The sequence below is a fragment of the Streptomyces sp. NPDC101151 genome (assembly GCF_044768335.1).
GTDB lineage: Bacteria > Actinomycetota > Actinomycetes > Streptomycetales > Streptomycetaceae > Streptomyces.
The window spans coordinates 485,581-505,512 of sequence record NZ_JBIWPP010000002.1 but is presented as its reverse complement, the minus strand read 5'-3'; the positions used below and the strand labels follow the sequence as shown (position 1 = coordinate 505,512).

Annotated in this window: 16 protein-coding genes; 12 read left to right on the top strand and 4 right to left on the bottom strand. The window is 71.5% G+C overall.

Annotated elements, in window-relative coordinates; translation table 11 throughout:
* The first annotated feature begins 45 nt into the window (after nucleotides 1-45).
* Entirely contained in the window at nucleotides 46-1,479 is a 1,434-nt protein-coding gene (locus tag ACIRU3_RS05345) for an amino acid permease (protein WP_404051632.1), read from the top strand.
* Between the two features lie 17 nt (nucleotides 1,480-1,496).
* Here the strand turns inward: ACIRU3_RS05345 and ACIRU3_RS05340 are convergent, their stop codons facing one another.
* A complete protein-coding gene (locus ACIRU3_RS05340; protein WP_404051629.1) occupies nucleotides 1,497-3,464 on the bottom strand; it encodes a protein kinase in 1,968 nt (655 codons plus the stop codon).
* Nucleotides 3,465-3,623: 159 nt separating this feature from the next.
* Between ACIRU3_RS05340 and ACIRU3_RS05335 the strand changes: the two genes are divergently transcribed.
* Complete coding sequence (locus tag ACIRU3_RS05335) at nucleotides 3,624-4,340, top strand: LPXTG cell wall anchor domain-containing protein (protein ID WP_404051626.1); 717 nt, start codon at nucleotides 3,624-3,626, stop codon at nucleotides 4,338-4,340.
* Between the two features lie 266 nt (nucleotides 4,341-4,606).
* On the opposite strand, the gene ACIRU3_RS05330 is transcribed toward ACIRU3_RS05335, so the two are convergent.
* Entirely contained in the window at nucleotides 4,607-5,188 is a 582-nt protein-coding gene (locus ACIRU3_RS05330; protein ID WP_404051623.1) for a biotin transporter BioY, read from the bottom strand.
* 442 nt (nucleotides 5,189-5,630) lie between these two features.
* Here ACIRU3_RS05330 and ACIRU3_RS05325 point away from each other — a divergent pair, with 442 nt between their 5' ends.
* The 10 genes from ACIRU3_RS05325 to ACIRU3_RS05280 all read left to right on the top strand — a co-directional run bounded on the left by ACIRU3_RS05325 (nucleotide 5,631) and on the right by ACIRU3_RS05280 (nucleotide 17,769).
* Nucleotides 5,631-6,830, top strand: a complete 1,200-nt coding sequence (locus ACIRU3_RS05325; protein WP_404051620.1) for an ROK family protein — start codon at nucleotides 5,631-5,633, stop codon at nucleotides 6,828-6,830.
* Between the two features lie 249 nt (nucleotides 6,831-7,079).
* Nucleotides 7,080-8,150 carry an ABC transporter substrate-binding protein gene (locus tag ACIRU3_RS05320; protein WP_404051617.1) on the top strand — a complete coding sequence of 357 codons (1,071 nt, stop codon included), beginning with the start codon at nucleotides 7,080-7,082 and terminating at the stop codon, nucleotides 8,148-8,150.
* Nucleotides 8,147-8,995 (top strand): ABC transporter permease, encoded by an 849-nt coding sequence (locus tag ACIRU3_RS05315; RefSeq protein ID WP_404051614.1) that lies wholly within the window; start codon nucleotides 8,147-8,149, stop codon nucleotides 8,993-8,995. The genes ACIRU3_RS05320 and ACIRU3_RS05315 overlap by 4 nt, the downstream gene beginning before the upstream one ends.
* On the top strand, nucleotides 8,971-9,705 hold the full coding sequence (locus tag ACIRU3_RS05310; protein WP_404051611.1) for an ABC transporter ATP-binding protein: 735 nt from the start codon (nucleotides 8,971-8,973) through the stop codon (nucleotides 9,703-9,705). The genes ACIRU3_RS05315 and ACIRU3_RS05310 overlap by 25 nt, the downstream gene beginning before the upstream one ends.
* Nucleotides 9,702-11,039 (top strand): LLM class flavin-dependent oxidoreductase, encoded by a 1,338-nt coding sequence (locus tag ACIRU3_RS05305; protein ID WP_404051609.1) that lies wholly within the window; start codon nucleotides 9,702-9,704, stop codon nucleotides 11,037-11,039. The genes ACIRU3_RS05310 and ACIRU3_RS05305 overlap by 4 nt, the downstream gene beginning before the upstream one ends.
* A 14-nt stretch (nucleotides 11,040-11,053) precedes the next feature.
* Entirely contained in the window at nucleotides 11,054-11,944 is an 891-nt protein-coding gene (locus tag ACIRU3_RS05300; RefSeq protein WP_404051606.1) for a TauD/TfdA dioxygenase family protein, read from the top strand.
* A gap of 121 nt (nucleotides 11,945-12,065) precedes the next feature.
* A complete protein-coding gene (locus ACIRU3_RS05295; protein ID WP_404051604.1) occupies nucleotides 12,066-13,457 on the top strand; it encodes an amino acid permease in 1,392 nt (463 codons plus the stop codon).
* 318 nt (nucleotides 13,458-13,775) lie between these two features.
* Nucleotides 13,776-15,959, top strand: coding sequence for an MMPL family transporter (locus ACIRU3_RS05290; RefSeq protein ID WP_404051601.1), 2,184 nt, complete (start codon nucleotides 13,776-13,778; stop codon nucleotides 15,957-15,959).
* Between the two features lie 5 nt (nucleotides 15,960-15,964).
* Nucleotides 15,965-17,137: a sensor histidine kinase gene (locus ACIRU3_RS05285; protein ID WP_404051598.1), complete on the top strand. Its 1,173-nt coding sequence runs from the start codon at nucleotides 15,965-15,967 to the stop codon at nucleotides 17,135-17,137.
* Nucleotides 17,134-17,769: a response regulator gene (locus ACIRU3_RS05280; protein ID WP_404051595.1), complete on the top strand. Its 636-nt coding sequence runs from the start codon at nucleotides 17,134-17,136 to the stop codon at nucleotides 17,767-17,769. The genes ACIRU3_RS05285 and ACIRU3_RS05280 overlap by 4 nt, the downstream gene beginning before the upstream one ends.
* Here the strand turns inward: ACIRU3_RS05280 and ACIRU3_RS05275 are convergent, their stop codons facing one another.
* Both ACIRU3_RS05275 and ACIRU3_RS05270 read right to left on the bottom strand, forming a co-directional pair.
* Complete coding sequence (locus ACIRU3_RS05275) at nucleotides 17,770-18,381, bottom strand: histidine phosphatase family protein (RefSeq protein WP_404051592.1); 612 nt, start codon at nucleotides 18,379-18,381, stop codon at nucleotides 17,770-17,772.
* Entirely contained in the window at nucleotides 18,378-19,820 is a 1,443-nt protein-coding gene (locus ACIRU3_RS05270; protein WP_404051590.1) for an FGGY-family carbohydrate kinase, read from the bottom strand. Before ACIRU3_RS05270 ends, ACIRU3_RS05275 begins: the two co-directional genes overlap by 4 nt.
* Nucleotides 19,821-19,932 lie beyond the last annotated feature (112 nt).

Sequence of the window (19,932 nt, the reverse complement as noted above, 5' to 3'; positions counted from 1 at the left end):
CACCGCTCGTGCGGGCAGCTCACCTGGCGCAAAGGAAATCCGTCCATGACCCCTGGTTCGGGCCTCCAAGCAGGACTGAAAAACCGCCATCTCTCGATGATCGCGATCGGTGGTGTCATCGGAGCCGGCCTCTTCGTCGGTTCCAGTTCCGGTATCGCTACCGCGGGACCGGGCATCCTCCTCTCGTACGCCCTCGTCGGCACGCTCGTCGTGCTGGTGATGCGCATGCTCGGCGAGATGTCGGCCGCCAATCCCACCTCCGGTTCCTTCTCCGCGCACGCCGACCGTGCGCTCGGACGCTGGGCCGGCTTCTCCATCGGCTGGCTGTACTGGTTCTTCTGGGTCGTCGTGCTGGCCGTGGAGGCCACCGCCGGCGCGAAGATCCTCGAGGGCTGGATCCCTGCCGTACCGCAGTGGGGCTGGGCGCTCATCGTGATGCTCGTCCTGACCGCGACCAACCTGGTCTCGGTCAGCTCCTACGGCGAGTTCGAATTCTGGTTCGCCGGCATCAAGGTCGTGGCGATCGGCGCGTTCATCGTCGTCGGTCTGCTGGCCATCTTCGGCGTCCTGCCGGGCGTGCACGCCGAGCAGGCGACCTTCTCCAACCTGACCTCGCACGGCGGCTTCCTGCCGCACGGCCCCGGCGCGATCCTCACCGGTGTGCTGCTGGTCGTCTTCTCCTTCATGGGAAGCGAGATCGCGACCCTGGCGGCCGGCGAGTCGGAGAACCCGCAGCGCGCCGTGACCAAGTCGACCAACAGCATCATCTGGCGTATCGGCGTCTTCTACCTGGGCTCGATCCTGGTCGTCGTCTCGCTGCTGCCGTGGGACGCCGCCTCGATCGCCAAGGACGGCTCGTACGTCGCCGCCCTGGACTCCCTCGGCATCGCGCACGCCGGTGAGATCATGAACTTCATCGTGCTCACCTCGGTGCTGTCCTGCCTGAACTCGGGCCTGTACACGGCCTCCCGCATGGCCTTCTCGCTCGGTCAGCGCGGTGACGCCCCGAAGGCGTTCGCCCGCACCACGTCCCGGGGCGTGCCGATGACGGCGATCCTCGCGTCGGTCGTGTTCGGCTTCGTCGCCGTCTTCTTCAACTACCTGTCGCCGGACAAGATCTTCCTCTTCCTGGTCAACTCCAGTGGCGCGGTGGCGCTGTTCGTGTGGCTGGTGATCTGCTTCTCGCAGCTGCGGATGCGGAAGATCATCCAGCGCGAGGCGCCGGAGAAGCTCGTCGTGAAGATGTGGCTGTACCCGTACCTGACCTGGGCGACGGCCGGACTGATCGTGTTCGTCCTCGGCTACATGCTGACCGACACCAAGGGTGCGAGCAGCGGTCGTACGACCGTGCTGCTGTCCCTGATGGTCGCGGCGGTCGTGCTGGTGATCGCCTTCGTGAAGCAGAAGATGACGGCGGGCCGCGCGACCGAGGCGCCCGCGGTCGAGGCCGAGGTCGAGGACAAGGTCCCCACGGTCTGACCTGCCCTCCTCCCGACTCACAGCACGGTGAAGGTCTCCTTCACCGTGCTGTACGTCTTCAGGGCCTGTGCTTCGATCTCCGGCTGGTACCAGGTGTTGATCTGGTACGACTTCCCGTCCGCGTCGAAGCCGAGCAGGCGGGCGTGCCAGGGGGTGCCCCTGAGGGTGAAGGTGTACTCCCAGACAACCGCCGGGTGTCCCTGGAAGCTGGTCTCCCCCAGCCGGATCTTGACGTAGTCCCGTCCCCGCTGGGCGTCCTTCTCCGATCGCCGCCAGGTGTCCAGGAGGTCCCCCCGGGCCAGTGCGGACTTGCCGACGAGTTCCTGCCGGCCGTCGGGCGAGGTGTAGTGCACCTCGGCGCCCGTCTTCACATCCCGCCGCCACCCCCGCGGCGGCACCCACGCGAACCCGCCCGCCTCCGTCCGCGCACCGGGCGGTGGGCTGTGCGGCCGGGTGGTCTCCTCGACGGTCGGGGAGACGGCCGCGTGCGAGGAGGCCGTGGCGGTTCCCCCGCGCGCACCCTCCCGCCGTCCGCCTGCACCGGAAGTGGCGAGCAGTACGGCGACCACGACACCGACGGCGACGACCCCGAGCACGGCGAAGAGCGCGGTACGACGGGAGTGGGGCCCGGCAGGCGCTTCAGTCGCCCCGCCCGCTTCGAACGGCACGCCCGCACGTCGCTCGGTCACCGCCCGGGATCGGGCGAGAGAGACACCGGACGGCCCCACCGGCCCGCCCCCGATCCCCTCGGGCCCCTCGGGCCTCGAACCGACTCGACCCGCAACGGCGTCGGCGGCGGGGACGGGAGCAAGAACGGGTCCGCCACCGACAGGGTCCGTGCCACTGCGGACCGGGGCAGGGCCGTCGCTCGCGGACACGGGTCCGCCCCCGGCGGGAGCAGGAGCGGGAGGGTGTCCGCCGCCGGAGGGAAGGGAAGCGGGGCCGCCACCGGAGGAAAGGGAAGCCGGGCCGCCGCCGGCACGGACCGGCGACTCGCCGGTGGGGGTGCTCGGGGACGGCCGGCCGGGCGGGGCGGCTTCCGGCCCGGCCCGGCCCTCGTCCGGGACCCGGCCCACCGCCTCGCTCTTTGCGGGTCCGCCCCCCACGGTGGGCGGCTCCCGGAACGGGTGCGTCGGTATCGGCGGATACGCCACCGCTCGCAGCGCCGTCTCCACCTCCGTGAGGGTGGGGCGAGTCGACGGATTCTTGCCCAGGAGGGCGGTGAGGACGGTGTGCAGCGGGCCTGCCGACGTCGGGAGCCGGGGCTCCTCGTAGAGGACCGCGTGCAGGGTGGCCAGGGTCGTGTCACGGGCGAACGGGGAGTGGCCCGACAGGGCCGCGCAGAGGGTGGCGCCGAGCGACCACAGGTCGGACGGCGGGCCCTGGCGGCGGCCGGAGACGCGCTCGGGGGCCATGTAGTCGGGGGAGCCGACGAGCATGCCCACCATGGTGAGCGCCTTGGCGTCCTGGATCGCCGCGATGCCGAAGTCCGTGAGGACCACGCGGCCCGCCCGGCTCTCGACCAGGACGTTGCCCGGTTTGATGTCCCGGTGCAGGACTCCCCCGGCGTGCACCTGGCGCAGGGCCGCCACCAGGCCGAGGCCGATGCGTGCGGTCTCGCGCGGGCCGAGCGGACCCTCCTCCGTCATGATGCGCTCCAGCGAGCGGCCGGGGACCAACTCCATGACGATCCAGAGGCGTTCGCCCTCGTCCACCACGTCGTAGACGCGCACGACGTTGGGGTGGTCGATCCGGGCGGTCGCCCGGCCCTCGCGCAGGGTGCGCTCGCGGCGGGTGCGGATGTCCTCCGCGTCATGGCCGTCGATGCGTATTTCCTTCACCGCGACCAGTCGGTCGAGTATTTCGTCGACGGCTCGCCACACACGCCCCATTCCCCCCTGGCCGATGCTTTCGACCAGCCGATAGCGCGTGTTCACCAGCAGCCCCGGAATCCCGCCGGCCCCCGACTCTCCCGCTTCCCCCATAATTCCCGGCAATGCCCCGCACCCCCCTCAACGACCGTCTCTGCGGAAACACAACGGTCACACTTCGCGCCGTACCAGCATAGTGCGGGGAAATCTTGTGGTACCTCTTCAAGTACTGCGAATTCAGGCGCAGTCCAGGGGGTTGCAAGGGGGGCGAACATGAGTTCTCGTCGCAGGGCGGGCATCGCGGGATCGCTGGCCACGGCATCATTCTCGGCCGTGCTGGTGCTTGCCTGCACAGCCGTTGCCGATGACCAGGGACCGGGCAGCGACAAGGGAGGAAAGGCGGTCGACGCGGCACCGACGGGCGTGCGGCTGCGCACACTGCTGCCGGAGAAGATCTCGGTCGACAACAGTTCGAAAAAGACAGCGATTACCGCCACCGTGAAGAACGAGGGCACCGAGGACAGCGGCGACATCCGGCTTTTGGTGGTCGGATTCGACGGACTGAAGGTCACGGGGGTGCAGGGCTGCTCGGCGATCGCGGAAAAGGACCTGCCGGAAGGTTCGAACAGCGGTTTCAGCTGCCCGGTCGGTCCGCTCGCGGCCGGGAAGTCCAAGTCGTACGCGGTACAGGCCACGTACGACCTGAGCAAGGCCGGGAAGATCTGTCTGCCCGTGCAGACCACGGACGGGAAGAAGACCTTCTGGCAGCAGGGCCCGGTGCCCTTCGGCACGACCAACCCGTCGCCGAACGCCCCGGCCACCCCGCTGCTGCTCGGCACCGACAACAAACCGGTCGCACCCGGCGGCGACGAGCTGCCGAAGACCGGTGTGGGGCGCGACGTGCTGCCCCTGGGCGCCGCGGGCGCCGCACTGATCGCGGCCGGCGCGGCCGGAGTGTGGTGGTCGCAGCGGCGGCGGCAGGAGGTGTGAGCTGAGCGGACTATGGCCGCATGACCTGACGGAGGCTGTCAGGTCATGCGGCCATCGTGTGCGTCATGACCTTCGCGGACGACAGCGCAGGCCTCCTTCTCCTCCACCCGGCGTTCGCGCTGCCGGCGGACGACACCCTCGGCCGGTCGCTGGACTTCGCCCTCGGGGCCGGGGACCGGGGCTGTACGACCCCGAGACGCGCAAGAGGCTCGCCGGGGGCAAGGAGCTGTACGACCCGGCGAGCCTCTTCTGCAGGAACTGCGGCGTCAGCGCTTGCTGACGAACTTCCAGGCGGTGGGCAGCGCGCCCATCGCCAGGGCGGCCTTGAGGGCGTCGCCGATGAGGAACGGGGTGAGGCCGAGGGAGATCGCCTGGGAGGCGGACATGTCGGCGGCCAGGGCCAGGTAGGGAACGCCGACGGCGTAGATGATCGCCTCGCCGAGGATCATCGTGCCCGCCATGCGCAGCGGGGAGCGGTCGGCGCCGCGGCGGGCCAGCGCGCCCACGGCCGCGGAGGCGAGCAGCATGCCGATGATGTAGCCGAAGGAGACGGCGCCCGAGCCGGAGGCGCCGCCCGCGAACCACGGCACACCGACAACGCCCGCGACGGCGTACAGGGCCAGGGAGAGGAAGCCGCGGCGGGCACCGAGCGCGGTGCCGACGAGCAGCGCGGCGAAGGTCTGGCCGGTCACCGGAACCGGGGATCCGGGCACCGGAACCGACAGCTGGGCCGCGAGGCCGGTGAGCACGGCGCCGCCGAGCACGAGGGCGGCGTCGCGCACACGGGACGCGGGAAGAAGGTCGGCGAGGACGGTGCCGGGGCGAGCGGCGACGCTGGCGGTGCTCATGGGGACTCCGCGGATGGTGTGGGCAGGTGGGAACACCGTGACGCTATAACGGCGTCCGTGCGCCGATCACCGTCAGCGCTCGACAAAGGCGGGAACCGGCCCTTGGTGGGCTCCGGACAAAGGATGCGGGTTACACCGGGTACGGCGTGATACCGGTCACTGAGGTGGAGTGGTCCGCGGTACGAAGGAGCGGATCGGCTCCTCTGTAGGGTTTCGCCAAACGGTCGTTGCCGTCTCGCCCGTCGGTCGCCGTCTGGGCAGCGTGGGGGCGTTTTGCTAGCTTCGAACACATGGTTGCCCAGGCCCGGTACTTCACGTCGCGTCGCTATGTCGACCTGCGACGCCAGGGCACGGCCACCTGTCGCCGCCCGGGGTAGGGGCGGCCCCCGGGGCGCCTCTCCTTTCCGAGACGTGTCGGCCCCGTTCCCGAGGACGGTTCTCCATGCCCCGTACCGCGGCATCCACTCTTGTCTCCCCTGTTCCCCGTGCCGCCGACCGCGACCGGCGGCGCACCAGCGCCAGCGTCGTGCTGCGGTCCGTGCTGGAGCACGGGCCGGTGGCGCGCAGCACCATCGCCCGGCTGACCGGGCTGTCACCCGCGTCGGTGACCGAGCACTGTGCCCGGCTGGGCGGGCTCGGGCTGATCCGTGACGAGGCGACGCCCCGCCGGTCGAACGGGGTCGGCCGGCCGCATGTGCCCGTCGATCTCGACAGCGAACGGTTCGTGGTCGGCGGGGTGCACGTGGCCGTGCCGTACACCACGGTCGCGCTGCTGGACCTGAGAGGACGGGTGGTGGCCGAGCGGCGGTTGGAGCACGAGCGGACCGATCCGGGCCGGGTGCTGGCCCGGGCCGGCGAGGGCCTGGCGGAGCTGCTCGCGCAGGCGCCGGACCGCCGGCCGCTGGGGGTCGGGGTCGCCGTCGGCGGCTGGGTGGACCGGGAGACGGGCACCGTGGTCGAGCACGAGCTGCTGGGCTGGCGCGAGGTGCCGGTGCGGGAGGTGCTCGGCGTCCGCACCGGGCTGCCGGTCCATGTGGACGGGCACGCACGGGCGCTGGTCAACGGCGAGCGGATGTTCGGGCGGGCTCGGGGAAGCCGCAGCGTGCTGCATCTGTTCGTGGGCAACGTGGTCGACGCGGCCTTCGCCACCAACGACGAGGTGCATCACGGGCCCCGGTCGCAGGCCGGTGCGATCGTCCATCTCCCGGTGCCCGGCGGCACCGAGCCGTGCCCGTGCGGCCGCACGGGCTGCCTGCAGGTCGAATTGAGCGAGCGGACGCTGTGCCGACGTGCCCGGGCGGCCGGGGTGACCGACGGGACGAACCCGATGCACGTGGTGGCCGCGGCGGCGGGAGGCGACGCGGTGGCGCGGCGGCTGCTGGTGGAGCGGGCCCGGACGACCGGGCGGGCCGCCGGGCTGCTGCTGGACGTGCTCAACCCGGAGACCGTCGTCGTGACCGAGGTCGGTGTCATCCACTTCGAGGACTGCCTGCACGCGCTCAGGGATGCGGCCGGAATTCGCCGTGAGGCGGCCGTGCTGCCGACGAGTTTCCCGGATTCCGTACTGGCGGTGGCGGGCGGATCGGTGGCCCTCGACGTGCTGTACCGGGACCCGCTGGGCGCGTCACCTGAGGCTATTTAATTCAGAAGCTCGGAATGTTGACAGGGGTCGCACATGGCCTGGAACATGCTGGTCATGAACCCGCTCACGAGCTGTCGCACCCTCTGTTGCTGACACGTTGCCGCGCATGAAGCGCGTGTTTCCGTCTGCGTGAGTTCACTTCTTCCGGCGCCTTCCGGTATTCCCCGCTTCCGGCGTTCGGCCTGCCCGTTTCGGCCTGCCCGCAATTCCGTCTGATTTTTCGCTCCGTGCCTCCCAGGGAGTCCTCCCATGTCCTCATCTCCGCCTGCTTCCGGCCTTGACCGCCGCCTGTTTCTCACCTCCCTGCTCGGCGCGTCCGCCGCCGTCGCGGGCCTCAGCGGCTGCGCGAAGGGGAGTGCCGCCGCCGACACCGAGGGCGCCGCCACCGAGCCGCTCGCCGACAAGGTCCCGTCCGGCACCAACCTGAAGATCGCCTCGTACCAGAACACGCAGCAGCTGCAGTTCAAGCTGGCGAAGCTGCCCAAGCTGCCGTTCACGGTGTCCGACTGGGTGAACATCGGGGCGGGCCCGGACGTCATCAACGCCTTCCGCGCCAAGTCCCTGGACCTCGCCAACAACGCGGGCATCCCGCCGATCCAGGCGCACTACCAGGGCTACGACGCGAAGATCGTGGCGATCGACATCACCCGCAGGCCCAACTACCTCTTCGCGACGAAGCCGGGCAGCGACATCCGCACGGTCGAGGACTTCAAGGGGAAGAAGCTCGCCTTCTCCCAGGGGCAGGCCCAGGGCGTCGTCCTGCTGCGGGCGCTGAAGAAGGCGGGCCTGAAGTACGACGACGTGAAGCTGGTCCCGCTGACCAGCAACCAGTTCCTGACCGCCCTGCAGTCCGGCCAGGTGGACGTGGCACCGCTGGCCAACAGCCAGGCGCCCGCCTACCTCAAGCAGTACGAGTCCAGGGGCGCCCGCACCATCACCACCGACGTCGTCGACCTGCTCAACCTGCTGTGGGCGCCGCAGTCCGTACTGAACGACCCGGCGAAGGCCGCCGCGGTCGCCGCCTACATCCCGCAGTGGGCCCAGGGCCAGGTATGGACGTACGAGCACCCGGATGTGTGGAACGAGGAGTTCTACGTCAAGACGCAGAACCTCACCCTCGACCAGGCGAAGTCGATCAGCGCTCTCGCCAACAAGCCTCTCTTCCCGCCCAGCTGGGACGAGGCGGTCAAGTGGGAGCAGGAGACCGCCGATCTGCTCGCCGAGGGTGGCTTCGTGAAGAAGTTCGACGTCTCCTCGCTCTTCGACCACCGCTTCGAGTCCATCGCCGCCAGGGCCGTACCGGCGGAGTACCGGAAGTGAGCGCCGTGACCACGACGACGACCGCCGTGGCGGCGACGGCCGCCGAGGAACTCCCCCAGGTCCGCCGGCGCCGCCGGCTCTCCCCCGGCCGCCAGGTGCCCGCCGCCCGGCTGGCCGGCCCGCTGGTGCTGCTCGTCCTGTGGGCCGCCGCCTCGGCCGCCGGACAGCTCGACCCGGGTGCGATCCCCGCACCCTGGACGGTGCTGAGGACGGCCGGGCGCCTGTGGAGCGACGGCACGCTGCCGACGGACGTGCTGACCTCGCTGGAGCGGGCCGCGTACGGCTTCGCGATCGGCCTGACCGCCGGGGTCGGACTCGCCCTCGCCTCCGGGCTCAGCCGGGCCGGAGAAGCACTGATCGACGGGACCGTGCAGCTCAACCGGGCGATCCCGACCCTCGGGCTGATCCCGCTGTTCATCCTCTGGCTGGGCATCGGGGAGACCTTCAAGATCGCCATCATCGCGATCGTCGTCTACATCCCCGTCTATCTGAACACACACGCCGCGCTGTCCGGCATCGACAGCCGGTACGTCGAACTCGCCGAGGTCCAGGGCCTGTCGAGGTTCGCCTTCATCCGGCGGATCGTGATCCCCGGGGCGCTGCCCGGATTCTTCGTGGGTCTCCGGCTCGGCGTCACCGGCTCCTGGCTGGGCCTGGTGGTCCTGGAGCAGATCAACGCCACCAGCGGCCTCGGCTACATGATGTTCCAGGCGCAGAACTACGGCCAGAGCGACGTCATCCTGGTCGGCCTGCTGATCTACGGCGTCTTCGGCCTGGTCTCCGACAGCGTGGTCCGTCTGATCGAACGGAGGGTGCTGTCGTGGCGCCGCACACTGAGCAGCTGACCCGGCCCGCGGTCCGACTCCGCGGCCTGACCCGCTCGTTCGCCGACCGCACGGTCCTCGACGACATCGATCTCGACCTGCCCGCAGGGCAGTTCACGGCCCTGCTCGGGCACAGCGGCTCGGGCAAGTCCACCCTGCTGCGGGCCGTCGCCGGGCTCGATCACGGAGTGGCCGGCAGCGGCCGGCTCACCGCGCCCGAGCGGGTGTCCGTGGTCTTCCAGGACTCCCGGCTGCTGCCCTGGCGCCGGGTGCTGGACAACGTGCTCCTGGGCCTGGACGGCAAGAACGCCGAGGAGCGCGGCCGGGCCGCGCTGGCGGAGGTCGGCCTGGGGGGCCGTGAGCGGGCCTGGCCGGGCGAGCTGTCCGGCGGCGAGGCGCAACGTGCGGCGCTCGCCCGCTCGCTGGTCCGTGAGCCCGAACTGCTGCTGGCCGACGAGCCGTTCGGGGCGCTGGACGCGCTCACCCGGATCCGGATGCACCACCTGCTGCGCGAGCTGTGGGAGCACCACCGGCCCTCCGTGCTGCTCGTCACCCACGACGTGGACGAGGCGATCGTGCTCGCCGACCGGGTCCTCGTCCTGGACCGGGGCCGTATCGGCCTCGACCTGACCATCGACCGACCCCACCCGCGCTCCTATCGCGAGCCGGTGCTGGGCGAATACCGCGAGCGGCTGCTGGCCGCCCTCGGTGTGACGGAGGACCACACATGACCCGCCGGCTCCACCTGAACGCGTTCCTGATGAACACCGGCCACCACGAGGCCTCGTGGCGGCTGCCGGAGAGCGACCCGTACGCGCACGTCGACCTCGCCCACTACGTGGGCCTGGCCAGGATCGCCGAACGCGGCACCTTCGACTCGCTCTTCCTCGCCGACGGCCCCCAGCTGTGGTCGAACCTGGCCCAGCGCCCGGCCGGCGCCCTGGAACCGCTCACCCTGCTGACCGCGCTGGCGACGGCCACCGAGCACATCGGCCTGATCGCCACCGCCTCCACCTCCTACAACTCCCCTTACAACCTGGCCCGCAAGTTCGCCTCGCTGGACATCATCAGCGGCGGCCGGGCGGGCTGGAACATCGTCACCACCGCAGGCGAGGAGGCCGCCCGCAACTTCGGCCTGGACGCCGAGCCCGCGCACGCCGAGCGGTACGCCCGCGCCGCCGAGTTCCTCGATGTGGCCCTCAAGCTGTGGGACAGCTGGGAGGACGACGCGATCGTCGCCGACAAGGCGGCCGGGGTCTGGGGCGACGACGCCAAGATCCATCCGCCCCGGCACAGAGGCACCTACTTCAGCGTCGAGGGCGCGCTCAACGTGCCGCGCACACCCCAGGGGTACCCGCTGCTCGTGCAGGCGGGCTCGTCAGAGGACGGCAAGCGGTTCGCGGCCCGGTACGCGGAGGCGGTGTTCACCGCCCAGCAGACGCTGAAGGACGCACAGGACTTCTACGGCGACCTCAAGTCCCGTGCCGCCCAGGAGGGCAGGAACCCCGACCACATCAAGGTGCTGCCGGGCATCGTCCCGGTGATCGGCTCCACGGAGGCCGAGGCGCGGGCGGCCGAGCGGGTCCTGGAGGACCACATCGTGTACGACCACGGGGTGGGCCGCCTGGAGGCCCTGCTGCGCCTTCCGCCCGGGACACTGGAGCTGGATGCCCGGCTCCCCGACGACCTGCCGCCCGAGTCGGCCATCGAGGGCGCCAAGAGCCGCTACACACTCGTGGTGGAGCTGGCCCGGCGCGAGCGGCTGACCGTACGGCAGCTGATCGGCCGGCTCGGCGGCGGCCGCGGGCACCTCACCTTCGCCGGGACGCCCGAGCAGGTCGCCGACCAGGTGGAGACCTGGTTCACCCAGGGCGCCGCCGACGGCTTCAACATCATGCCCGCCGTGCTGCCCTCCGGCCTCACGGCCTTCGTCGAACACGTCGTACCGCTGCTGCGCACCCGAGGCCTGCTGCGCACCGCCTACGGCGACCGGCAGACCCTGCGGGAACGCTACGGCCTGCCCCGCCCCGCCAACCAGCACACCGACACCACAGCCCTCGTCTGAAAGGACCGGCCACCATGTCCCTCGAGATCACCAAGGTCACCGCACGCATCGGCGCACAGGTCTCCGGCGTCGACATCACCGGGCCGCTCGCACCGGAGCAGGTCGCCGCGATCCGCGAGGCCCTGAACGTCCACAAGGCGCTCGTCTTCGACGCCGGAGCACTCGACGACGCGGGCCAGCAGGCCTTCGCCCGTCACCTCGGCGACCTCACCACCGCCCACCCGACGGTCGGCGCCGTCGAGGGCGCCCCGAACGTGCTGCCCGTGGACAGCGAGCGGGGCCGCGCCAACCACTGGCACACCGACGTCACCTTCGTCCTCAACCCGCCGCAGGCCAGCACCCTGCGCAGCATCACCGTGCCGCCGTACGGCGGCGAGACCCTGATCGCCAACGCGGCGGCCGCCTATCGCGATCTGCCCGAGCCGCTGCGCCGGCTGGCCGACACCCTGTGGGCCGAGCACACCAACGACTACGACTACGCCGTGCCGGACGAGGAGATCGACGAGGAGAAGGCGGCCCAGCGCGCCCGGTTCACCTCGATCACATACCGCACCGCCCATCCGGTGGTCCGCGTGCACCCGCTGACCGGCGAGCGCGGGCTGTTCATCGGCGGGTTCGCCCAGCGGATCGTCGGCCTGTCGGCGGGCGAGTCCCGCAGGATCCTGGACCTGCTCCAGGCGTACGTCACCCGGCCGGAGAACATCCTGCGCTGGCGCTGGTCGGAGAACCAGCTGGTGCTCTTCGACAACCGCATCACCCAGCACTACGCCATCGACAACTACGACGGCAGGCCGCGCCGGCTGCACCGGGTGACCGTGGCCGGTGACGTCCCGGTCGGTATCGAGGGCAAGGAGAGCTACTCGATCGAGGGGGACGCCTCGCACTACACGGCCGTGGCGGCGTAATCAGGGCTTCACCCTGTGTACAACGGGTGTCCGCATTCTGGGCGGTTCCGTCGCGTGAGCGGACGGGCCGCCCAGACTGTGGGCGTTTTTACCCGCCTATTGCACTGGACGAGCCGTGCCCATGCCCAGCACCACGACCGAGACGCCACCGCAACAGCAGGACGGCGCCTCTCTCTCCCACGGTCTCAAGCAGCGCCACCTGTCGATGATCGCCCTCGGCGGTGTGATCGGCGCCGGCCTGTTCGTCGGCTCCGGCGCCGGTATCGCGGCCGCCGGTCCGTCCATCGTGATCGCGTACACCCTCTCCGGCCTCCTGGTGATGCTGGTGATGCGGATGCTCGGCGAGATGTCGGCCGCGTATCCGTCCTCGGGCTCCTTCTCCGCGCACGCCGAGCGGGCGATGGGCCCCTGGGCGGGCTTCACGGCGGGCTGGTCCTTCTGGGTCCTGCTGTGCACGGCCGTCGGCCTGGAGGGCATCGGCGCTGCCCACATCGTCACCGGCTGGCTGCCGGGCACGCCCGAGTGGGCCTGGGTGGCGCTGTTCATGGTGGTGTTCTGCGGCGCGAACCTCGCCGCCGTGAAGAACTTCGGCGAGTTCGAGTTCTGGTTCGCCGCGCTGAAGGTCGGCGCGATCTCCCTGTTCCTGGTCCTCGGCGTGCTGGCCGTCGCCGGGGTGCTCCCCGGCACGGACTCCCCGGGCGCCTCGAACCTCACCGGTCAGGGCGGCTTCCTCCCGAACGGCAGCGAGGGCCTGGTCATCGGCCTGCTGGCCTCGGTGTTCGCCTACGGCGGCCTGGAGACGGTCACCATCGCGGCGGCGGAGTCGGAGAACCCGGTGAAGGGCGTGGCATCCGCCGTACGCACCGCGATGTGGCGGATCGCCCTGTTCTACATCGGCTCGATGGCGGTCATCGTGACGCTGGTCCCGTGGGACGCCGAGGCGGTCGTGACGGACGGCCCGTACGTCGCCGCCCTGAAGCAGCTGGGCATTCCCGGCGCCGGCCAGCTGATGAACGTGGTCATCCTCGTCGCCCTGCTCTCCGCGATGAACGCCAACATCTACGGCTCCTCGCGCATCGCCTACTCGCTGGTGGAGCGCGGTCAGGGTCCGAAGGTCCTGGCGAAGGTCTCCGGCGGAGTGCCCCGCATCGCCGTCCTCACGTCCTCGGTCTTCGGCTTCCTCTGCGTCCTGCTCAGCTACTGGCGGCCCGACGACGTCTTCTCCTGGCTGCTGAACATGATCGGCGCGGTGATCCTGGTCGTCTGGATCTTCATCGCGGTCTCCCAGCTGCTGCTGCGCCGCCGCATCGAGCGGGAGGCACCGGAGCGGCTGGTCGTCCGGATGTGGGCCTTCCCGGTCCTCACCTGGGTCGCCCTGGCCGGCATGGCGGCGATCTTCGTGCTCATGGCCCGGGAGCCGGACACCCGCGTCCAGCTGTACTCGACCGGCGGGATGACGCTGTTCCTCGCGGCCGTGGGCTACGCCTGGCAGCGGGCGCGCGCCAGGTCCTGACCTCGCCACTCCGTCCCGGAAGACCCCCTCGGTGAACCCGTGGGGGTCTTCTTATTGCTAATGTGTAGTTGCAAGTTAGTCGCAATAAGAGTCATGATCGGTCCGAAGGACGGCGGCGGAGCACCGCTCGCCCCCTGGGACGTCCTGCCTCGTGATCGTCTTCTCACCCTTCACGTCGGCAGGCGGATGAAAGAAGACCCCCGCGAGGACGTGACTCGCGGGGGTTTTCCCCACCCCTGAGGTCCACCGATCGGCTGACGCCAAGTTCAACCGAGCACCCGTGTCCTTGAAATGCCCTGTTCAGCAAGGCTTTTGGGCATGAACACACTCACTGTGCGCGCAGCGCGCTGGAGCGCCCGGCACCCCTGGCGGGCCCTCCTCGGCTGGCTGCTGTTCGTGGCGTTGTGCCTGGGCGTCGGCAGCGCCGTCGGCACCGACAGCGCGAAGACGGCCGACTACCGGGTCGGCGAGGCCGGGCGGGCCGAGGCCATGGCCGCCGACGGGCACCTGGAACGCCTCTCCACCGAACAGGTACTGATCTCGGCCCGCTCGGGTGCCCTGGACGAACGGGCCGCCGCCTCGGCCGCGCGGGAGCTGACCACCCGTATGCGAGGACTGCCGGAGGTCGCGCACGTGGCCGGCCCGGTCCGGTCCCCGGACGGCCGCATCCTCATGGTGGAGGTGTCCGTCAAGGGCGAGGAACGGGACGCGGTCGACAAGGTCGACGCCCTGCTCGCGCAGACCGCCGCCGTCCAGAAGGACCACCCCGGGCTGCTGCTGGAGGAGACCGGCAGCCCCTCCACCAGCAAGGGGGTCGACCAGCAGCGCGACGAGGACCTGGCCCTCTCCGAGAAGATCACGCTTCCGGTCACCCTGCTCACCCTGCTGGCCGTGTTCGGCTCGCTCACCATGGCCGCCGTACCGCTGCTGCTGGCACTGTCGTCGATCGCGGCGGCCGTCGGGCTGGCGATGGTCGCCTCGCACCTCACGCCCGACACCGGGGTGGGCACGAACGTCATCCTCATGATCGGCCTCGCGGTCGGCGTCGACTACACGCTCTTCCACCTCAAGCGGGAGCGCGAGGAGCGGGCCCGCAGCGGGGGCCGGCTGAGCAGTGAGGCGCTGGTCGAAATGGCGGCGGCCACCTCCGGGCGGGCGGTCGTGGTCTCCGGCCTCGCGGTCGTCGCCTCCACGGCCACGCTGTATCTGGCCTCGGATGTCATCTTCTCCTCGCTCGCCACCGGCACGGTCGTGGTCGTCCTGGTCGCGGTGGCCAGTTCGCTGACCGCGCTGCCCGCACTGCTGACCGTGCTGGGCCGGCGGACCGAGCGCAGGGCACGGCGGCGGGCGGCACACGGAAAGCCCTCCCGGCGGATCCGGGGCGAGAACGGCGGCCGGTTCTGGTCCGCGCTGCTGCGGCCCGCGGCCCGGCACCCGCTGGCCACGCTCTGCGCCTCGCTCCTCGCCCTGCTCGCCCTGGTCCTCCCGCTCACCGGACTGAAGATCACGGAGATGAGCCGGGACACGCACTCCCGCGCGATCCCCGCGATGCGGGTCTACGACCGGCTCAACGACGCGTTCCCCGAGCGCCGGGTCACCCACCAGGTCGTCGTGCGGGCATCTGCGGCGCGGTCCGCCGAGGTCGGCGGGGAGCTGCGTGAGCTGGCCCGACGCGTCGCCGGCGACCCGCTGTTCAGCGGCGCCTCCCGGATCCGCACCTCCGCCGACCACCGGACCAGCGCACTTGAGGTGAGGGTCCCGTACCTCGGCAACTCCCCACAGGCGTACGACTCCCTGGACCGGCTGCGGCACGGCTACCTGCCCGCCACCGTCGGCAAGGTCGCCGGCGCCCGGTACGCCGTGACCGGCGACGTGGCCCGCTACACCGACTATCCGGCCCACCAGGAGAGCAAACTCCCGCTCGTCCTCGGGGCGTTGCTCCTCGTGACGTTCCTGATGACCCTGTACGCGTTCCGCTCCGTCGTCCTCGGCCTGATCGGCGTCGTGCTGAACCTGCTGTCGGCGGCGGCCGCGCTCGGTCTGCTGGTCCTCGTCTTCCAGCACACCTGGGCCGAGGGACTGCTCGACTTCCACTCCACGGGCTCGATCGGTTCACGTGTACCGCTGTTCCTCTTCGTGATCCTGTTCGGGCTGTCGATGGACTACCAGGTGTTCGTGGTCAGCCGAATCCGGGAGGCGGTACTGGCCGGCACGCCCACACGGCAGGCGGTACTCGACGGGGTGCGGCGGTCGGCGAGCGTGGTGACCAGCGCGGCCGTGGTGATGACGACCGTGTTCGTGAGCTTCGTCTTCCTGCACATCATCGAGATGAAACAGATCGGATTCGTGCTCGCCGCGGCCGTGCTGATCGACGCCTTCGTGGTCCGTGTCCTCGTCCTCCCGGCGGCTATGCTGCTGCTCGGCGAGCGCACCTGGTGGCCGGTACGGCCGGCCCGGACCGCCGCCACCGGCCCGAACCCGGCCCTGGTGGACGTAGGTTGACGGGTATGACCACATCCGCCGCTCCGCCCGCCGACGCCCTGTGGGCGACCTCGCTGCGCCGCTGGAACGCGGTGTGCTGGGTCCTGTTCGCCGCGATGGCGGTCGGGATCACCGCCCTGGGCGACGGCGCCGGCCGGTACGCCGCCCTCGCCCTGCTGGGCAGTGTGGCCCTCTGCTTCGCGGTGCTGGACCGCCACCCCGCCAACCCCGTCGTACGGCCGCACGGGTACCTCGCGGTGCTGGTGCTCGCGCTGGCCGGGCTGGCCTATCTGCGGACCAGTTACGCGGCCCTGTTCATGGTGACGCTGCCGCACTACTGGATGTTCGGCCGCACCCCCCGGATCTCCCTCGCCTTCCTGGGGCTGGCCACCGCCGGCACGCTGCTGGGGAGCTGGGTGCGGCAGGGCTGGTCGGGCGAGTTCTTCGGCGAGACGGTCGTGGGCACGCTGATCGTGGTCGCGGTGGGCGTACTGATCGGGCTGTGGGCCCGCGCGGTGGTCGAGCAGAGCAGCGAACGCGCGCGGCTGATCGTGGAGTTGGAACGCACGCAGGCGGAGCTGACCGAGGCGCATCTGCGGCAGGGCGCGGCGGAGGAACGGGAGCGGATGGCGCGCGAGATCCACGACACGCTCGCCCAGGGCTTCGCGTCGATCGTCGTCCTGGCGGAGGCGGCCCGGGCCGGGCTCGCCACCGATCCCGGGCGCGCCGCCCGGCAGCTGGTGTCGATCGAGTCGACCGCCCGGGAGAACCTGGCGGAGGCCAGGGAGCTGGTCGGCTCCGGCCGGCCGCCGGGCGGCGCGCACTCCGGCTCGGTGGCGCAGACCCTGCAACGGATCCTGGACCGGTTCGCCGAGGACACCGGTCTGGCCGTGGCTGCCGAGCTGGTCGACCTCGACTGCGACCAGCAGACCCGGATCGCGCTGCTGCGCTGCACCCAGGAGTCCCTGGCCAACGTGCGCAAGCACGCCCGGGCCTCGACGGTCGGGGTGGTGCTGTCCCGGCGGCCGCACGGTGTGGAGCTGGAGGTGACCGACGACGGCACCGGGTTCGTGGTGGGGACCTCGACGGGCTTCGGGCTCGACGGGATGCGCAAACGGCTCGCCGAGCTGGGCGGACGGCTGACGGTGACCAGTTCGGTGGGGGACGGGACACGGATTCTGGCGGTGATTCCGGCATGAGCGAAGAGCTGCTGCGGGTGGTCGTGGTGGACGACCACACCGTGATGCGCGCCGGGGTGATCGCCCTGCTCGACGGCGAGGAGGACATCGAGGTCGTGGGCGAGGCGAGCGACGGCCGTGCCGCCCTCGCACTCGTCGCCCGGCACGACCCGGAGGTGGCTCTGGTCGACCTGCGCATGCCCGTGCTGGACGGAGTCGCGACGACGGCCGAGATCGTCGCCCGGCACCCCCGCACCCGCGTGCTGATCCTCACCACCTACGACACCGACGCCGACATCGAGCGCGGTGTCGAGGCCGGCGCCATCGGCTATCTGCTCAAGGACACCACCCGGGAACAGCTGGTCGACGCCATCCGCTCGGCCGCGCGCGGCGAGACCGTGCTCGCACCCAGGGTGGCGGAGAAGCTGGTCGCCCGGATGCGGCGCCCGGTCCAGGACCCGCTCACGGCCCGCGAGACCGATGTCCTGAACGCGGTGGCCGACGGTCTCACCAACGCCGAGATCGGCCGCCGCCTGGTCATCTCCGAGGCCACCGTCAAGACGCATCTGCTGCGCCTGTTCGCGAAGCTGGACGTCAACGACCGGACGCGGGCGGTGGTGGTGGCCATGGAGCGGGGACTGCTGCGGCGCTGACTACGGCTCGCAGGGCACGTTGAGCGAGAGCAGCGCGGTGTCCTCGCCGCTGACGCGGATCTCGCTCACCGCCGTGTTGCGCAGCCTCGGCAAGACGCGGCGGTACTCCGCGACCGGGATGTGCAGGAGCGAGCACAGCACCAGCCGGAGCAGGGTGTTGTGCGCGACGACGAGGACCCGCCCGCCGGGGCGTGCGGCGGCGATCCGGCGCAGGGCGGCCGTGCCGCGGGCGGCGGCGGCGCGCGGGTCCTCGGCGCCGGGGAAGGGGTGCGCCACCGGATCGGCGCAAAAGGCCTGCGCCGCCTTGGGGTTCTCCGCCTCGAACTCGGCGAGCGTACGGCCCTCGACCACGCCGAAGTCGCACTCGCGCAGCCCGGGTTCGCGGTGCGGGGTGAGGCCGAGGGCGCGGCAGGCCGGCTCGGCGGTGGCGATCGCCCGGGACAGCGGCGAGGTCCAGATCGCGTCCACCGGACGGGCGGCTGCCCAGCGGCCGAGCGCCTCGGCCTGGGCCCGCCCGGCGTCGGTCAGGCCGACATCACTCACTCCGGCGTACCGGTTCTCGGCGTGCCAGACGGTCTGGCCGTGGCGGGCCAGCAGCAGGGTCGTACTCATGAGCCCGGAGTATCCCGGTGCAGCCGCGCCAGCGCATGCCGCGCCACCGCCCCCGGCAGCCAGCCCCGGGACTCCAGCTCCCCCACCAGCCGGGCGTACGGCTCGGCATAGCGGGCGGTCCGGTCCGGGCGCGGGTCGGTCGTCGTGCCGGTCCGGACCATGCCCTCGGCCGCGTCCGCCAGTGTGGCCGCGGCGCCCGTGCCGTACGCGGCCAGTGCGGCCATGCCCAGGGCCGGTTCCGTCCGCCGCGGCACCCGGGCCGGGCGGCCGAGGACGTCGGCGCGCAGTTGGGTCCAGTAGGTGCTGCGGGCCGCACCGCCGGTGAAGGTGAGGGGGCCGTCCAGCGGGGCGCCGAGGTGGTGCAGGTAGTCCAGGCACAGGCGTTCCGCGAAGGCCACGCCCTGCAGGAGGGCCGCCCACAGGTCGGCGTCGGAGACCGGGTCGCCGAGCAGGAGGGCGGTGGCGCGCGGGGCGTGGAAGGGGAAGCGCTCGCCCGGTGAGACGAGGGGGTAGGCGATCGCGCCCGACGGCTCGAAGGCGGCGGCGCGGGCGTCCAGCGCGGCCGGGTCGGTGCCCGGGAAGCGGGCGGCCAGGACTCCGGCGCCGACGCTGGAGGCCCCGCCGGGCAGCCAGGTGCCGTCCGGCGCCAGGTGGTTGTAGACCACGCCGGTCGGATCGCGCACCGGCTCGACGGCGGCTCCCTTCAGCACGAGGGTGGTGCCCAGCACCGAGTTCCACGCTCCCGCCCGCAGTGCCCCCGAGGCGATCTGTGCCGCGCAGCCGTCCGTCATGCCGGCGACGACCGGAGTGCCGGCCGGGATGCCGGTGGCCTCCGCTGCCGCCGCGCCGATCTCACCGAGCCGGGTGCCGGGGCGTACGACGTCCGGGAGGGTGCCCGCGGGGAGCCCGGTGATGTCAGGCCAGCGGTCGCGCTCCACGTCGTACGCCGTCTTCAGGGCATGGCTGGAGTCGGCGGGTACGGGCCCGCCGACGAGCCGGGCGTTGATCAGATCGGGCTGGTGCGCCACCCGGCCCGGCCCGTACCGGTCGACGAGCCACCGCACCTTCGGCAGCGCCCAGGTGTCCTGTACCGCGAGCCCCGCCGACCGCAGCCGCCCCGCCTCGGCCGCCGCCCGCCCGTCGTCGTACATCAGCGCCGGGCTCACCGGGCGCCCGGCGCCGTCCGTGAGCAGCACGGTCCCGGAGGTCCCGCACACCGCGACCCCGCCCAGGCCCGTGCCCGTGCCTTCGAGGGCCGCCCGGCAGGCCGCGCACACCGCCTCCCACCACTCCCCCGGATCCTGCTCGTGCCGCACTCCGTCCCGCCGCCCGCGCCGCAGCGGCGCCGCACCGCTGCCGAGGACGCTGCCGTCGGCCGTCACGAGCAGGGCACGCGCCCCTTGCGTGCCGAGATCGATCCCGAGCCACGCCAACCCCATCCGGACCTCCCGCAGATCGCGACCGGCACTGTGAACTTCCCACACCCTTCTGAGATTTCCCCCTGATTTCCCCGTGCACAAGGGATTGACGCCCATCCATCGCCGTTACACC